The 16001-nt window shown below is 69.6% G+C and carries 12 protein-coding genes; 6 read left to right on the top strand and 6 right to left on the bottom strand.

The window, feature by feature from the left end; translation table 11 throughout:
* The first annotated feature begins 3 nt into the window (after positions 1-3).
* Both M4V62_RS05920 and M4V62_RS05915 read left to right on the top strand, forming a co-directional pair.
* Complete coding sequence (locus M4V62_RS05920; RefSeq protein ID WP_249586160.1) at positions 4-975, top strand: acetylxylan esterase; 972 nt, start codon at positions 4-6, stop codon at positions 973-975.
* 116 nt (positions 976-1091) lie between these two features.
* The gene (locus M4V62_RS05915) at positions 1092-2300 is read left to right on the top strand and encodes a transglycosylase family protein (RefSeq protein ID WP_249586159.1); all 1209 of its coding nucleotides are present in this window, start codon (positions 1092-1094) and stop codon (positions 2298-2300) included.
* A gap of 97 nt (positions 2301-2397) precedes the next feature.
* On the opposite strand, the gene M4V62_RS05910 is transcribed toward M4V62_RS05915, so the two are convergent.
* Entirely contained in the window at positions 2398-3420 is a 1023-nt protein-coding gene (locus tag M4V62_RS05910; protein ID WP_249586158.1) for a DMT family transporter, read from the bottom strand.
* Positions 3421-3945: 525 nt separating this feature from the next.
* On the opposite strand from M4V62_RS05910, the gene M4V62_RS05900 reads away from it, so the two are divergent.
* Genes M4V62_RS05900 through glgC form a run of 3 tightly spaced genes read left to right on the top strand, consistent with a single transcriptional unit; the run spans position 3946 to position 7148 of the window.
* Positions 3946-4686 (top strand): IucA/IucC family C-terminal-domain containing protein, encoded by a 741-nt coding sequence (locus tag M4V62_RS05900; RefSeq protein ID WP_249586157.1) that lies wholly within the window; start codon positions 3946-3948, stop codon positions 4684-4686.
* A gap of 52 nt (positions 4687-4738) precedes the next feature.
* Positions 4739-5905, top strand: a complete 1167-nt coding sequence (gene glgA / locus M4V62_RS05895) for a glycogen synthase (RefSeq protein ID WP_249586156.1) — start codon at positions 4739-4741, stop codon at positions 5903-5905.
* A 22-nt stretch (positions 5906-5927) separates the two neighbouring features.
* A complete protein-coding gene (glgC, locus tag M4V62_RS05890) occupies positions 5928-7148 on the top strand; it encodes a glucose-1-phosphate adenylyltransferase (RefSeq protein ID WP_249586155.1) in 1221 nt (406 codons plus the stop codon).
* 39 nt (positions 7149-7187) lie between these two features.
* Here the strand turns inward: glgC and M4V62_RS05885 are convergent, their stop codons facing one another.
* The 5 genes from M4V62_RS05885 to M4V62_RS05865 form a co-directional block, all read right to left on the bottom strand.
* Positions 7188-8177: an ABC transporter permease gene (locus M4V62_RS05885; RefSeq protein ID WP_249586154.1), complete on the bottom strand. Its 990-nt coding sequence runs from the start codon at positions 8175-8177 to the stop codon at positions 7188-7190.
* 29 nt (positions 8178-8206) lie between these two features.
* Complete coding sequence (locus M4V62_RS05880; protein WP_249586153.1) at positions 8207-9169, bottom strand: ABC transporter permease; 963 nt, start codon at positions 9167-9169, stop codon at positions 8207-8209.
* A gap of 218 nt (positions 9170-9387) precedes the next feature.
* Positions 9388-10908: a sugar ABC transporter ATP-binding protein gene (locus M4V62_RS05875; RefSeq protein ID WP_249586152.1), complete on the bottom strand. Its 1521-nt coding sequence runs from the start codon at positions 10906-10908 to the stop codon at positions 9388-9390.
* A gap of 1 nt (position 10909) precedes the next feature.
* Positions 10910-12007: an ABC transporter substrate-binding protein gene (locus M4V62_RS05870; RefSeq protein ID WP_249586151.1), complete on the bottom strand. Its 1098-nt coding sequence runs from the start codon at positions 12005-12007 to the stop codon at positions 10910-10912.
* Between the two features lie 155 nt (positions 12008-12162).
* Positions 12163-13176 carry a LacI family DNA-binding transcriptional regulator gene (locus M4V62_RS05865; protein ID WP_249586150.1) on the bottom strand — a complete coding sequence of 338 codons (1014 nt, stop codon included), beginning with the start codon at positions 13174-13176 and terminating at the stop codon, positions 12163-12165.
* A 201-nt stretch (positions 13177-13377) separates the two neighbouring features.
* Between M4V62_RS05865 and M4V62_RS05860 the strand changes: the two genes are divergently transcribed.
* The gene (locus M4V62_RS05860; RefSeq protein ID WP_249592707.1) at positions 13378-15987 is read left to right on the top strand and encodes a PA14 domain-containing protein; all 2610 of its coding nucleotides are present in this window, start codon (positions 13378-13380) and stop codon (positions 15985-15987) included.
* Positions 15988-16001: the final 14 nt, after the last annotated feature.

Genomic DNA, 16001 nt, shown 5'->3' with positions numbered 1-16001 from the left:
CCCGTGCCCCATTTCGACATGCCGCTCGACGAACTGCGCCGCTACCGGCCCGACGTGGCCGAGCCCGAGGATTTCGACGCCTTCTGGGAGAAGACCCTTTCGGCCGCACGTGAGCACGATCTGGACGCCCGCTTCGTTCCCTTCGACGCGCACCTGAGCACGGTCGACGTCTTCGACGTGACGTTCGCGGGGTTCGGCGGACACCCGGTCAAAGGTTGGCTGATATTGCCCGCGGGGACGACCGAGCCGCTGCCCGCCGTCGTCCAGTACATCGGATACGGCGGCGGCCGCGGACTGCCGCACGAGCACCTGCTCTGGTCGGCGGCGGGCTTCGCGCACTTCGTGATGGACACCCGGGGGCAGGGCAGCGGCGGTTCGGCGGGCGACACCCCCGACCCGGTCGGCAGCGGGCCCGCCTACCCCGGCTACATGACGCGCGGCATCGAGGACCCGCACGAGTACTACTACCGGCGCGTCTTCACCGACGGCGTACGCGCCGTGGAGGCGGCCCGCGCGCATCCGCTTGTGGACTCCTCGCGCGTCGCCGCGGTCGGCGGCAGCCAGGGAGGCGGGATCACGCTCGCCGTCGGCGGACTCGTCCACGACCTGGCGGCGATCGCGCCCGATGTGCCGTTCCTGTGCGACTTCCCGCGCGCCACGACGCTCACCGACCGGCCGCCGTACCGGGAGATCGCCCTCTACATGAAGGCGAAGCGCGGCTCCGAGGAGCGCGTCTTCCGTACGCTCGCCTACTTCGACGGCGTGCACTTCGCGGCGCGCGGCACGGCGCCCGCGCTCTTCTCGGCGGCTCTCGAGGACATGACGTGCCCGCCGTCCACCGTGTTCGCGGCCCTCAATTCCTATGCGGGGTCGGAGCGTTCGATGGAGGTGTACTCCTTCAACGATCACGAGGGCGGTGGCCCCTACCAGCAAAGTGTCCAACTCCAGTGGATCCCGCAGCACTTGAAGGGCTGACCGAACGGAGGCCCCCTCTCTCACGCACCCTTGTCACGGTTCGGTCCGAGCGGCTAACTTGCCGCCTTGTCGTGTGTCTGACGTGACTGTGAATGCGTGTGACGGAGGGGGCTCCCATGGCCGTACGCGGTCGGCACCGCCGGTATCAGCCGAACCGGATCAACCGTGCGTCGCTGACCGTCACGGCGGGTGGCGCGGGGATGGCGCTGCCACTGATCGGCACCGGCACGGCAGAGGCGGCCGACGTCGACACCTGGAACAAGGTGGCGGCCTGCGAGTCGACCAACAACTGGAGCATCAACACCGGCAACGGTTACTACGGCGGCCTCCAGTTCAAGCAGTCCACCTGGGAGGCGTACGGCGGCACCGCCTACGCCCCGCGCGCCGACCGCGCCACCAAGGACCAGCAGATAGCCGTCGCCGAGAAGGTCCTCGACGCACAGGGCCCGCAGGCCTGGCCGGTCTGCTCGGAGCGGGCGGGCCTGACGCGGGGCGGTGACGCGCCCGACGTCACGCCGATGAGCGCGCCCAAGAAGGCGGCGAAGGCCCCCCAGCGCGACGTCAAGGACGTCAAGCCGGAAGTGACCCCGCAGTCCACCGCGGGCCGCGGCCAGATGTACACGGTCGTCCGCGGTGACACGCTCTCCGGGATCGCCGATGAGCGCCGGGTCAGCGGCGGCTGGCAGAAGCTGTACGAGGCCAACCGCAAGGCGATCGGCGGCGACCCCGACCTGATCACGCCGGGCCAGCGGCTCGCGCTCCAGGCCTCGCAGAAGAAGGCCGGGAAGCCACAGGCCGCGCCCGAGCCGCGTACGGAGCCCAAGCAGCGGGCCGAGCCGAAGCAGCAGCCGAAGCAGCAGGCGAAGCCGAAGCCGCAGCAGAAGGCCGAGCCGAAGAAGGCGAAGCCCGCCCAGGCCGCGCAGGGCTTCTCCGCACCGGTGGCCGCGTCGCCGAGCACCCCCTACCGCGCCGCGGGCGGATCCTGGTCGAAGGGCTACCACACGGGCGTCGACTTCCCCGTGGCCACCGGCACTTCGGTGAAGGCGGTCGCCGCGGGCACGGTCGTGTCGGCGGGCTGGGGCGGTTCGTACGGCTACGAAGTGGTGATCCGGCACGCCGACGGCAAGTACTCCCAGTACGGCCACCTCTCGGCGCTCACCGTGAAGACCGGGCAGAAGGTGGGCGCGGGGCAGCGCATCGCGCGCTCGGGGTCCACGGGCAACAGCACGGGCCCGCATCTGCACTTCGAGGTGCGGACGGGGCCCGGGTTCGGCTCCGACGTCGACCCGCTCGCGTATCTGCGGGCCGGCGGCGTCCGGATCTGACGCGGACGCAACGCTTCGAGAACGACTGAAGCCCCTCGGGATTCCCCTGGGGCTTCAGGACGTGCTCGGATCGCGTGCTCGGCCCGCTCCAGACGCTTCAGGAACCGATGCGCTCGCGGCCGTGGCCGTGGCGGAACAGCACCCGCCGGTGCGGTCCCGTCGCGGGCTGTGGCTGGGGCTGGGAGGGCACCGCGGGCAGCTCCTCCGGCCACGCCTCGGGGGCCACGGCGTCCGCCGCCACGGGGCCGCCCTTGGCCACGGTCACCGTCGGTGTCGGAACGCCCTGTGCGGCGCCGATCCGCTCCGTGGTCAGCAGGATCAGACCGCCCGCCGCGACGACGCCGAAGCCCAGGGCCACGGCTGTGCCCGCCGAGCCGTAGCGGAACGATTCGCCGAAGAGCGTGAGGCCCACCGCGGCCGCCACGACCGGATTCACGACCGTCACCGTCGACAGCGGCGCCGCGAGGCCCGCGCCGCGGTACGAGGCCTGCGAGATCAGCACACCTGCCGTCGCCAGGACCGCGATCACGGCGAGGCTGGGCGCCTGGTGCATCAGGGGCTCGTTCGCCTCCCAGTCCACCGCCACCGTCTTGGTGAACACCGAGGCAATGCCGAAGGCGACGCCCGCCGCACTGGCGAGCAACACGCTGCGCACCACAGGATGCCGGTGCACCGCGTGCGCCACGACCATGAGCGCCACCACGGCGCCCGCGGTCACCAGTGCCACCATGACCCGCTCGGCGTCGTCCAGGGACTGCGCGTCGGCCGACTGCGTCAGCGAGAGCAGCCCGGCAAGGCCCACGGTCGCCATGATCGCGCCGCGCCACGCGGTGGCGCCTGCCTTGCGGCGCACGAAGAGAGCGGCCATCGGCAGGGCGAAGACGATGGTGAGTGCACCGAGGGGCTGCACGAGGCTCAGCGGGCCGTACGCGAGCGCCACCACATGAAGCAGCGCACCCAGGCCGTTGAGCCCGATGGCGACCCACCAGATGCCGCGGCGCAGCGGGGCGTACCGTCGCTCCGGCGTGCTGACGGCGACGCGCTCCTGCAAAATGGCCCCGCCCGCATACGCCACGGCGGATATGAGCGAGAGCACCACGGCCAGTGTGAGGGCACTCATGAGGTGCTCCACGGCTGGCGCTGCGCCCCCTGGTGGGCCCGGGGCGTCCGGTGCGGCGAACGGTCGGCTTCCATACTCACTACGATCTCGCGGATTTCGCTCCACGTCGTCGTACCTCAGCAGGCATTGGGTCCTACTACCGATGGAGTACGACCCGGGAGATGTCCTCCCCCGGGTGGGTTACGCCGCGGTTCGGTGGATCATCCAGAATCTCGAAAGTTCGTGCGTTGCAGGCCCGTCGGAACGCCCTCGTCCAGGCCGCTGGCCGCGGCCGGGGCGCGCTTGAGCGCCTCGTGCGGGGTGCTGCCCCTCCAGTGTGCTCCTGGCCCCGCGAACGCGCGCCAGCGGATATCCGTCCATGCCGTCTGACCTGCGGTTCTGTGCTGACCTGCGGTTTTGTAATGCCCGGCCGTGATCTTGACCCGCGTGGAGACGCGGCGAGCCGGTGGGACGGCTTCTGCACCGACCGGTCACAGCCGGTGCCGTTCTTCGGGGCGAAACCGGACGAGAATAGGCTCTGCTCTCGTGAAAGCCCCTCTCGACCTGACAGCACTCGGTTCCGTCGGCGGATTCTTCGCCCTGCGCGCGGGGGCGCCGCCGAGCGGTGTCCAAGTGGCGTCCCTGGCGCGGGTGTACGCCGGGGACGACGGCCCCCTCGCGTTCCGCGTCGACAAGGTCGCCGCCCGGCTCGGGGCGCCCGACACGCGCGTCGCCGTGTCCGTGGCGCAGCTCGGGCTCGCGGCGCGGCTGTGGTCCGTGACGCTCGGCTCGGCCGCTCTGCACGGCGAAGTGCCGGACCTCGACCCGGAGCTGCTGCACTGGGACGCGGACGGCACCTCGCCCGACGACCTGTGGCTGAGGGAGCTGACGACGCGGCCCGCCGACGCCGCGAGCATCCGGGACGTCGTACAGCACGGTCATCTGGCGCCCCTGGCCGACGCCTTGCGCGCGCGGTACCGGATCTCCGCAGCGCTGCTGTGGGGCAACGCGGGCTCCGCGCTCGCCGGAGCTGCCCGCGAACTGGACACCTGGGCGCGGCGCAACGGACGTACCGACGTGGGAGAGCGCGCAAGGGCCCTCGCCGCCGAACTCTTCGACCACCCCGACCTGCGCTCCACCGGAACCCTGCGCGGCACCGCGTTCCGGCGCCGCAGCTGCTGCCTCTACTACCGCTGTCCGGACGGAGGCGTGTGCGGGGACTGCTGCTTCGACCGGCCGCCCCAGAGGTCGGTGCGGGGCTCTTCCCCACCGGGCGCTTCTGGGTGACCATGAGGGTGCGGGCGACCGGCGGCTGGGGCGGACGGACGGGGGGTGCTGCGTGCGAGTGGGACTGCTCACCCGGGAGTATCCGCCGGATGTCTACGGCGGAGCTGGAGTCCATGTCGAGTTCCTCGCACGGGAGTTGGCGGCCCTCGTCGATGTCGACGTGCACTGCTGGGGGAACGCCGCCGCCGCCGAAGGAATCGCGCGCCACCAGGCCTGGGACGCCCTGGACGGCGCCAACGACGCCCTGCGCACCTTCTCCGTGGACCTGTCCATGGCGGCCGCTCTCACCGGCTGCGACCTCGTCCACTCCCACACCTGGTACGCCAACCTCGCGGGCCACTTCGGCAAGCTCCTGCACGGCATCCCGCACGTCATGACCTCGCACTCCCTGGAGCCCCTGCGCCCCTGGAAGGCCGAGCAGCTCGGCGGCGGGTACGCCCTCTCCGGCTGGGCCGAGCGCACCGCCGTCGAGGCCGCGGACGCCGTGATCGCCGTCTCGCGCGGCATGCGGGCGGACATCCTCAGCTGCTACCCCGCCATCGACCCGGCGAAGGTGCACGTCGTCCACAACGGCATCGACACGGCCCTGTACCGCCCGGACCCCGGCACGGACGTCCTCGAACACCTGGGGATCGACCCCGAGCGGCCCTATGTCCTGTTCGTCGGACGCATCACCCGGCAGAAGGGAGTGCCCCATCTGCTGCGCGCCGCCAAGGAGTTGGATCCGGCCACCCAGCTCGTACTCTGCGCCGGAGCCCCCGACACCCCGCAGATCGACGCCGAGTTCCGCACCCTCTTCGAGGAGCTGAGCCGGGCCCGCGGGGGAGTCCACTGGATCCCGGAGATGCTCCCGCGCCCCCAGATCGTCCAACTCCTCACGCACGCCAGGGTGTTCGTCTGCCCCTCGGTGTACGAGCCGCTCGGCATCGTCAACCTGGAGGCGATGGCGTGCGGTACCCCTGTCGTGGCGTCGGACGTCGGGGGCATCCCCGAGGTCGTCGACCATGGAAGCACGGGGCTCCTCGTCCCGTACGAGGAGAAGGAGCCGGCGGCCTTCGAGGCACGGCTCGCGCAGGCCCTGAACGAACTGGCCGCCGATCCGCGCGCCGCGACCCGCATGGGCGCGGCCGGACGCGACCGGGCCGTCAGGGAGTTCGGCTGGGACGCGGTCGCGCGACGCACGACCGGCGTGTACGAGGAGTTACTCGAGTCCAAGTGATCCCAGTTAAGGGGGCGGCGCGATGCGCGGTGGACCTTCGGTGCTCGGAATCGTCCTGGCGGGCGGTGAGGGGAAGCGCCTGATGCCCCTCACGGCCGACCGGGCCAAACCAGCGGTCACGTTCGGCGGCACGTACCGCCTCGTCGACTTCGTGCTCTCCAACCTCGTCAACGGCGACATCCTGCGGATCTGCGTACTGACCCAGTACAAGTCGCACTCCCTCGACCGGCACGTCACCACCACCTGGCGCATGTCCAGCCTCCTCGGCAACTACGTCACGCCGGTCCCGGCACAGCAACGCCTGGGCCCGCGCTGGTACTTGGGCAGCGCCGACGCGATCCTGCAGTCCCTCAACCTCGTCCACGACGAACAGCCCGACTACATCGCGGTGTTCGGCGCCGACCACGTCTACCGCATGGATCCCCGGCAGATGCTCAACCAGCACTTCGAGAGCGGCGCCGGGGTCACGGTCGCGGGGATCAAGGTGCCGCGCGCGGACGCGGCGTCCTTCGGCATCATCACACCCGCGCGGGACGGCACACGTGTCGACCGCTTCCTGGAGAAGCCCACCGATCCGCCGGGCCTGCCCGGATCGCCGCACGAGGTGTTCGCCTCCATGGGCAACTACGTCTTCACGACGAAGACCCTCGTCGACGCGATCCAGCAGGACGCCGAGGACGACAACTCCGTGCACGACATGGGTGGTTCGATCCTGCCCATGCTCACCGAGCGGGGCCTGGCCCAGCTGTACGACTTCGACGACAACCACGTGCCGGGGGAGACCGCGCGCGACCACGGCTACTGGCGTGACGTCGGCTCGCTCGACGCGTACTACGAAGCGCACATGGACCTGATCTCCGATCAGCCGGTCTTCAACCTGGACAACCGGCGCTGGCCCATCTACACCCACCCGGGCGGCCTGCCGCCCGCCAAGTTCTGCGCGGCCGGCATCGCCAGCGAGTCCATCGTCAGCCCGGGATGTGTCATCCGGGGACAGGTCACGCGCTCCGTGCTGTCTCCCGGTGTGACGATCGAGGACGGGGCGGTCGTGCAGGGCTCGGTGCTGCACGACAACGTACGCGTGGGCAGGGGCGCGGTGGTGCGGGGCGCCGTGCTCGACAAGAACGTGGACGTCCCGCCCGGGGCGACGATCGGGGTCAACCCTGAGCGGGACGAAGAGCTCTACACGGTGTCGAAGGGCGGCGTGATCGCGCTGGGGAAGGGGCAGGCCGTTCCGATGTAGCCATGCCTCCTGTTTGGTTCTGGCGGTTGTGCCTCCTGGCTACAGGACTCGGCGTCTGCGGCCCAGCCACGTCTGGGCGATCACGACGAGCGCCAAGAAGGCGCCGCTGACCACCTGTTGGTAGGCGGAGTCGAGCGAGCCGATCTGGTTGATGACGTTCTGGATGACCTTCAGGAGCAGTACGCCGACGAGTGAACCGCTGATGAAGCCGAATCCGCCGGTCAGCAGGGTGCCCCCGATGACGACCGCGGAGATCGCCTCCAGTTCCATGCCCGAGCCGAGGATGGTGACGCCCGAGACGAGCCAGGCCGCGTTGAGCGCGCCCGCGAGGCCCGCGCAGAGGCCGGAGAGGGTGTAGACGGTGACCTTGGTGCGCGCCACGGGGGCTCCCATGAGGGCCGCCGCGTCCTCATTGCCGCCGACCGCGTACACGTACTGGCCGAAGCGGCTGCGGCGCAGGACCACGGCGCCCGCGACGAAGAGGGCGAGGGTGATCCAGACCGGGGCTCCGATGCCCAGGACCTTTCCCTGGCCGAGCGTCGCGAAGAAGGAGTCCTTGTCGACCAGGTAGGTCTTGGAGCCCTCGTCGGTGATGGACAGGAGGATGCCGCGTGCGCCCAGCATCGCGGCCAGCGTCACGATGAAGGGGGCCAGGCGGGAGCGGGCGATGAGGAGGCCGTTGACGAGGCCGATGAGTCCGCAGACGGCCAGGGGCAGGAGGAGCGCCACCGCCGTTCCGTACTGCGAGCCCCAGGCCGCGAGTACCCCGCCGAGCGCGAAGAGCGAGCCCACGGAGAGGTCGATCCCGCCGGTGATGATCACGAACGTCATGCCGAGCGCGACGACCGCGAGGAACGCGGAGGAGACCGCCATGTTCTCCAGGTTGTCCGCGGTCATGAACGTGTCGAAGCTGAGCGACGCAGCGATGACGGCGACCACCAGGGTGACCAGGGCGCCGTGCTGCTGTGCGAGTGCGCTGATGCGCTCGGAGCGGGTCGGGCCTGTCGGTTCGTCGCCGCTCGTCTTCATGGGGTTCGCCTCGGATAGGACGGTGCCTGTCACCGCTTGCCCCTCTCACGTGCCGCGTACACGGCCAGAATGATCACTATGGCCTGGGCGATCTGTGTCCAGGAGGGCGGCAGATCGTGCTTGATGAGCGTGGCGGTGAGCAGCTGGATCAGCACGGCGCCCGCCACGGTCCCGCCGATCCGTACGCGTCCGCCGCTGAGCGGTGTGCCGCCGACCACGACCGCGGTGATCGCGGACAGTTCCATCAGGTTGCCGAGTGAGGTCGGGTCGCTTGCGGTGAGGCGGGCCGTCGCCAGGACGCCCGCGATGGCGGCGAGGGCGCCCGAGCAGACGTAGACCAGGATCAGGACGCGTCGTACGGGGAGTCCCGCGAGGCGGGCGGCCGGGCGGCTGTCGCCGATGGCGAGGAGCTGGCGGCCGAAGGTGGTGCGGCGGACGACGAAGGCGACGAGGAGTGCGAGTGCGGCGGCTATCAGGGCGAGGTAGGGGATGCCGAGGACATCGCCGGAGCCGAGGGACGCCATGGTCGGGTCGCGTACGTCCTTGAGCTGGGGGAGCAGCACGAGGGCGAGGCCGCGGCCCGCGACCATCAACGCCAGGGTGGCGACGATGGGTTGGATGCCGATGAACGCGATGAGGGAGCCGTTCGCGAGGCCGATGGCCGCGCCGCCGATGATCGCGACGATGAGCGCGATCCAGGTGCCGTAGCCGAGGTAGAGGGAGAGGAGGGACGTGGAGAGCGCCATGACCGAGCCGACGGAGAGGTCCACGCCTTCGCTGCCGATGGCCAGCGCCATGCCCAGGGCGACGATGAGGACGGGGGCCACTTGGACCGCTTGGGTGCGGAAGTTCTCGGCCGAGAGGAAGTGGGGGGTCACGGCGATGTTGAGGAGCAGGAGGACGGCTACGCCCAGGTAGACGCCGTAGGACTGGAGGTGGCGGAGGATGCGCTCGCGGTCGGCTGCTTTGCCTCCCAGGGCGAGGTCAGTCATGGGTACTCCGGGGGAGCCGGGTCAGCTGGGTGAGCTGTCGGGTGCGGGTCTTCGCCTCGGGTCCGGTTGTGGGGCGGGGCCGCGCCGGTATGTCCGTCCTCGCTATCGTCCGGTGGCCGCCTGGATGCTTCCGCACCGGAGTGCCGCGAACCGTGCTCCGGGCGGACATACCGGCACGTCCCCTCCGGTCGGCTCGGCGGCCGCAGGTGAGTTGGGGGCTAGTCACTGGGGCTCCCCGTTGTTGCTATCGCTCGCATGAGGGCGTCCTCCGTGACCTGGGGGCCCGTCAGTTCTTCGATCACCGTGCCGTCCTTGAGGACGATGACCCGGTCGGAGCCCTCTATGAGTTCCTCCATGTCGGAGGAGATGAGGAGCACCGCCAGGCCGTCGTTGGCCAACTCGTCGATCAGCTTTTGGACTTCGGCCTTCGCTCCGATGTCTATGCCTCGGGTCGGCTCGTCGAGGAGGAGCACCTTGGGGTTCATGGCCAGCCAGCGGGCCAGGAGGACCTTCTGCTGGTTGCCGCCCGACAGTTCGCCCACCTTTTGGTGAGGGCCCGACGCCTTGATGCGCAGGCGCTTCATGAAGGTGTCCACGATGGCGTCGATCGCCGACTCGTCCACCAGGCCGAAGCGGGAGAGGCGGGGGAGTGCGGCCAGCGCGATGTTCTCGCGGACCGAGAGGCCGGGGACTATGCCCTCGGCCTTGCGGTCCTCGGGGAGGAGGCTGATCCCGGCGCGGATGGCCGCCGGGGGTGAGCCGGTGCGGATCGTTTCGCCTGCTATCGCCACCCGTCCGGAGTCGGGGGCCAGTGCGCCCGCGATGGCTTTCGCCGTTTCGCTGCGGCCCGAGCCCAGCAGGCCGCCCAGGCCCACCACTTCGCCGGGGCGGATCTCCACCGAGACGTCGTGGAGGTGGTGGCGCATGGTGAGGTTGTCTGCCTGGAGGATGGGCCGGGTGTCCGGGGCGTGGTCTCCGGAGAACTTGGTCGCGCCCTCTTCGCGGACCTCTCCGACCTCGCGGCCCAGCATGAGGGAGACGAGGTGGAGTCGGTCGAGCTTCGCGATCGGGCCTGTGTGCACCAGCTTGCCGTCGCGGAGAACCGTGACCGTGTCGCACACCTCGTACAGCTCTTCCAGGCGGTGGCTGACGTAGATCACCGCGATGCCGCGGTCCCGCAGCATGCGGATGACGCCGAACAGGGTCTGGACCTCGCGGGGTTCGAGGGACGACGTCGGCTCGTCCATGATGACGACCTGCGCGTCGACCGAGACGGCGCGTGCCAGGGCCACCATCTGCTGGGTTCCTACGCCGAGTTCGCGCAGGGGGCGGCGTACGTCGACGGTGATGCCGAGGCGTCGCAGGGCCTCGTTGGCCTCGCGGTGCATGCGGCGGAAGTCGATGAGGCCCAGACGGCCGCGTGGCTCGCGGCCGAGGAAGAGGTTGCGGGCCACGCTCATCAGGGGGACGAGGTTGACCTCCTGGTAGATGGTGGAGATGCCCGCGTGCTGGGCCTCCAGGGGTGTGGCGAAGGCGACTTGGCGGTTGTTGAAGGTCAGGTTGCCTGTGTCCGGTGCGTAGACGCCTGTGAGTACTTTGATCAGGGTCGACTTGCCCGCGCCGTTCTCGCCGATCAGGGCGTGGACCTCACCGGAGCGAGCGGTGAAGTCGACCGCGTCCAGGGCTCGTACGCCGGGAAATGTCTTGGTGAGACTGGCTACTGAGAGGACGTCAGGCATTTCAGTAGGCCTTGCCGAGGTCCGCCTTGGCGTTGGTCTTCGTGTACGCGCTGTCCTTGATCACGATGTCCTGCGAGACCTTGGTGCCCTTGGTGAAGGTGTCCAGGGTCTGGAAGGCGAGGGGGCCGAAGCGCGGGTTCGACTCGATGACACCGTCGATCCAGCCGTCGACGATGCCCTGCACGGCGTTGCGCGTGCCGTCGACCGTCACGATCTTCACGTCGCCGGCCTTCTTGCCGGCGCCCTTGAGGGCGTTGACGGCGCCGAGGCCCATCTCGTCGTTCTCCGCGTAGATCCCGGTGATGTCCGGCTTGGACTGGATGAGCTGCTCGGTGACCTGCTGGCCCTTCTCGCGGGCGAACTCGCCCGTCTGCTTGAAGACGACCTTCAGGTCGGGGGCCTTCTCCTTGATGCGGTCCTCGAAGCCCTTGGTGCGCTCGGTGGTGACGTTGTTGCCCGCGGCGCCGAGCAGGATCGCGACCTTGCCCTTGCCGCCTGTCGTCTTGATCATCTGGTCCGCCGCGCGCTTGCCCTGCTCGACGAAGTCCGAGCCGATGAAGCTGACGTAGTCCTTGCAGGCCTTGGCGTTGATCTTGCGGTCGATGGTGACGATCGGGATGTGCTTGGCGGAGGCCGCGCGAAGCACCGGCTCCCAGCCGTCGGAGTTCAGCGGCGCGATGACAAGGAGGTCGGCGCCCTTGGCGATGAGGTCCTGGACGTCGCTGATCTGCTTGGAGAACTGCGACTGGGCGTTGGCGGTGAGCAGCTTGACGCCGCGCTTCTCCGCCTCGGCCTTGATGGACGCCGTCTCCGCGATGCGGAAGGGGTTGGCCTCCTTCTCCGACTGGGAGAAGCCGACGGTGGCGGTCTTGAGGTCCAGCTTCTTGCCGCCGTAGGCGTCTATCGCGCAGGTCGGGCCGCTGCCCTCGCTCGGCTCCGAGACGACCTGGCCCGAGTCGCCCTGGTCCTGTGACGCGGAGCTCTTGTCGCCGTCGTCCTCGGACTTGGCGCATCCGGTGGCGAGCGCGAGGCTCGCGGCGAGACCGGCGGCGAGGAGGGTCCTGGCTGAGGTGCGGCTAAGGCGTGTGGTCGGCTTCATGGAGTCCCCAAAACGGCACGGCCCCGGCGCTGAGAGCGCTCACGGGAGGATCGGCACTTGCGGTCAACTCGGCGGTACGGGGAGCTTTTTACATCGTTGGAAGAACCCTGTAAACCCTCCGCGCAAGGGGAGGCCGCAGCTGCCGACCTGGTCGATCAGCGTCGGCCCAGCGTGCTTTCCCGCTCCACCAGGCGGAATTCCGCCGCGAGTTCACGGCCCTCGGGCTCTCCCGCGCCCTCCAGGCTGCGCAGCAGCGAGGCCACCGCGAGGCGGGCGATGGCCTGCTTGTCCGGCGAGACCGTGGTCAGCGTGACGGCCCCGAACTGGCCCTCGGCGATGTCGTCGAAGCCGACCACCGCCACGTCCCACGGCACGCGCAGACCGCGCTCGTGCAGCACCCGCATGGCGCCGATGGCCACCAGGTCGTTGTAGGCGAAGACCGCGTCGGGCCGCACTCCCGCGTCCAGCATCCGCGCCATCGCCTTTGCCCCGTCCCAGCGGTTCCAGCCGCCGACCGGGCCCACCAGATTGTCCGGCGCGGCTATCCCCGCCTGCGTCAACTCCTCGCGCCAGCCCTGGAGTCGGAGGTTCGCGGGACGGTTGGCGGAGTCCGTGCGGGCACCGAGATACGCGATGCGGGAGCGGCCGCGGCCGATGAGGTGGCGCACCGCCGTGCGGGCCGCGGCCACGTTGTCGATCGCGATGTGGTCGTACGGCAGGTCGTACTGGCGCTCGCCGAGCAGCACCAGCGGTACGTCGTCCTCGCGGCCGAGCAGGTCGTCCGCCTCCAGCTCGAGGGGGCTCAGGATCAGACCGTCGATCACCCGGGCCCGGAAACCCTGGCTGACCAGGACCTCCTGCTCGCGTTCGCCGCGGGTGTGGTCGAGCAGGACGGTGAAATCGTGCTCGGCCGCCGCGTCGATGACCGCACCGGCCAGCTCGGCGAAGTACGGGTTGCCGAGCTCGGGAACGGCCAGCGCGATGATTCCCGTACGGCCCTTCCGCAGGTGACGCGCCGTCAAATTCGGCCGGTAGCCCAGCTCGTCGATCGCCTCCTGGACGCGCGCCCGCATCGCCGGGGTGACGTGCTGATACTTGTTCACCACGTTCGAGACGGTCTTGATGGAGACGCCCGCGTGCTCCGCGACGTCTTTGAGGCTAACCCGCACGTGCAGCTCCCTGCGTCGACGTGGACCCCTGTGCCGGGGTGTTTGTCATGGCCCTGGACAGCGCGCCGAGGGGCGTGCTGTCATGCCAACTGCCGTTCCTTCCAACGTTGTACAGACTCGTTGTACCGACTGGAGCGGCGAGCCGCCACCCTTCCTCAGCCTTCGAGCACCGCTTCAAGCAAAGGAGGATCCGTGCGCCCCATCCGTCACAGACGACTCCGCAGGCAGCTGATACTGCTGCTCACCGTCGCCCTCGCCTTCGCCGGACTCACCGCCGTGCCGGCCGCGACAGCCGCCGACGAACCCCCCGAGGTCCACGGCCTGAAGGGCGAGTACTACACGCAGTCCGCCCCCGGCGCCTTCGACTTCCACGAGCTCAAGGCCACCGGCTTCGACCAGCGCATCGACTTCGACAACCTCGACCCGCGCCTGACCTTCGCCACCGGGAAGGCCGACGACGCCACCGTCCGCTGGACCGGCAAGGTCGTTCCGGAGAAGACCGGATCCCACACCTTCTCCATGATCGGCGACAACGGCTTCCGGCTCTGGGTCGACGGCAAGCTCGCCATCGACCACTGGGTCGACGACTGGGACAAGGAACAGACCGCGCAACCCGTCGAGTTGACGGCCGGCAAGGCCTACGACATCAAGGTCGAGTACTTCGAGCACTACGGCGGCTCCAATCTCCACCTGCGCTGGACCGAGCCCGGCGGCACCAAGGAGGCCGTCCCGCAGTCGGCCTTCCGCCTCCCCGACGGCTTCGAGTACGACGGAGCCACCTCCGCCACCGTCCTCAAGGACGGCCGCACCCTGAAGCTCGACTTCGCACAGGAGCTGGCCGCGCCCCCGAACGATCTCGCCACCCACATCGAGGCGGTCATCGGCGGCGCCAAGTGGCCCATCAGCACGGTCAAGGCCGACCCGAAGGACCCGCGCGCGCTCCTGGTGGGCCTCAAGGAACCCGTCGTCGGCAACAAGACAGGCACGGCCAAGGGCACAGCCGACCTGCGCTACGACGGCAAGGGCGGCTTGACCGGCGACGACGGCAAGGCGGTGTCCGCGTTCTGGAGCAGCGGCCCCAACCACTCCGAGCACCAGCTGCGCACCAAGTGGGCCGACAAGGTGGGCCCGGACAACGCGCTCCCCGAGTACCCCCGCCCCCAGCTGACCCGTGACGCCTGGCGCAACCTCAACGGCTCCTGGCAGTTCGCCTCCGCCAAGGCCGGCGAGAAGCCCCCGGTCGGCAAGCAGCTCGGCGAGAAGATCCTCGTCCCCTACCCCGTGGAGTCCCAGCTCTCCGGAGTGGAGCGGCACGAGGACCGCATGTGGTACCGCAGGACCTTCACCGTCCCCGAGGGCTGGAAGGTCGGCGACGGCAAGCGCCTCAAGCTCAACTTCGGCGCGGTCGACTGGCAGTCCGAGGTGTTCGTGAACGGCAAGAAGGTCGCCGAACACAAGGGCGGCTACGACAAGTTCAGTGCCGACATCACGGACGCCCTGAAGCCGGGCAAGACCCAGGAGCTGATCGTCGGCGTCTACGACCCGACCGACTCCAAGGACGGCGAGAACCCGCCCGTCGGCAAGCAGCGCCTGGACCCCAGCGGCATCTGGTACACCCCGTCCTCCGGCATCTGGCAGACGGTGTGGATGGAGCCGGTGGCGGCCGACCACGCCGACTCGCTCAAGATCACACCCGACGTGGCCACCAAGGAGGTCACCGTCGAGCCGAAGGGCGTACGCGACGGAGTGCCGGTCAAGGCGGTCGCGTACGAAGGCAAGAAGAAGGTCGCCGAGGCGAGCGGACGCACGGGCACACCGCTCAAGCTGAAGATCGCCGATCCGCGCCTGTGGTCGCCGGACGATCCCTTCCTCTACGACCTGAAGGTGACCGTCGGCCGCGACCAGGTCAAGAGCTACTTCGGGATGCGCACGGTCGCGGTGGAGAAGGTGAACGGCACCCCGCGCACGATGCTCAACGGCAAGCCGCAGTTCCTGATGGCCACGCTCGACCAGGGCTTCTGGCCGGACGGCCTGCACACGGCGCCGACCGACGAGGCGCTCGCGTACGACCTCAAGATGCACAAGGAGATGGGCTTCAACTCCGTGCGCAAGCACATCAAGGTGGAGCCTGACCGCTGGTTCTACTGGGCGGACAAGCTGGGCCTGATGGTCTGGCAGGACATGCCCTCGATGCGCTCGGACCGCAACCCGAGCACCGCCGCTCGCGCTCAGTACGAGAGCGAGATGAAGCAGATGATCGACGAGCACGCGAACCACCCGTCGATCGTCATGTGGGTCACCTTCAACGAGGGCTGGGGCCAGTACGACCAGGGCCGCATCGCCACCCAGGCCAAGTCCTGGGACCCGACCCGCCTGGTCAACGGCATGTCGGGCCTCAACCTCGGTGCCGACGGCGGCACCGGCGACATCATGGACGAGCACGGCTACCCGAGCCCGGCACTGCCGCCCAAGCCGGACGGCGTACGGGCACAGATCAACGGGGAGTACGGCGGACTCGGACTCGCGGTACCCGGGCACGCCTGGTCCGTCCAGCAGAGTTACGTCGACGTGGACCCGGCGACGTACACGGACGACTACCTCACGAAGCTCGACGAGGTGCACAAGCTCGCCTGCAAGGGCGGCAACGGCGCCGTCTACACGCAGATCTCCGATGTGGAGGGCGAGTTGAACGGCCTGCTAACGTACGACCGCAGGGTCGTCAAGCCCGACGTGAAGCGGCTCAAGGCAGCACATGAAGCCCTGATCGGCGACGCGTCGCGGCCGGACCCGGCGGGGTGCTCCGGCTCCTGACGAGGCGTTAGCGC

Origin of the sequence: Streptomyces durmitorensis (assembly GCF_023498005.1) — a bacterium.
Lineage (GTDB): Bacteria > Actinomycetota > Actinomycetes > Streptomycetales > Streptomycetaceae > Streptomyces > Streptomyces durmitorensis.
Note: the sequence above shows the minus strand (reverse complement) of the source record. Positions and strands in the feature narration are given on the sequence as shown.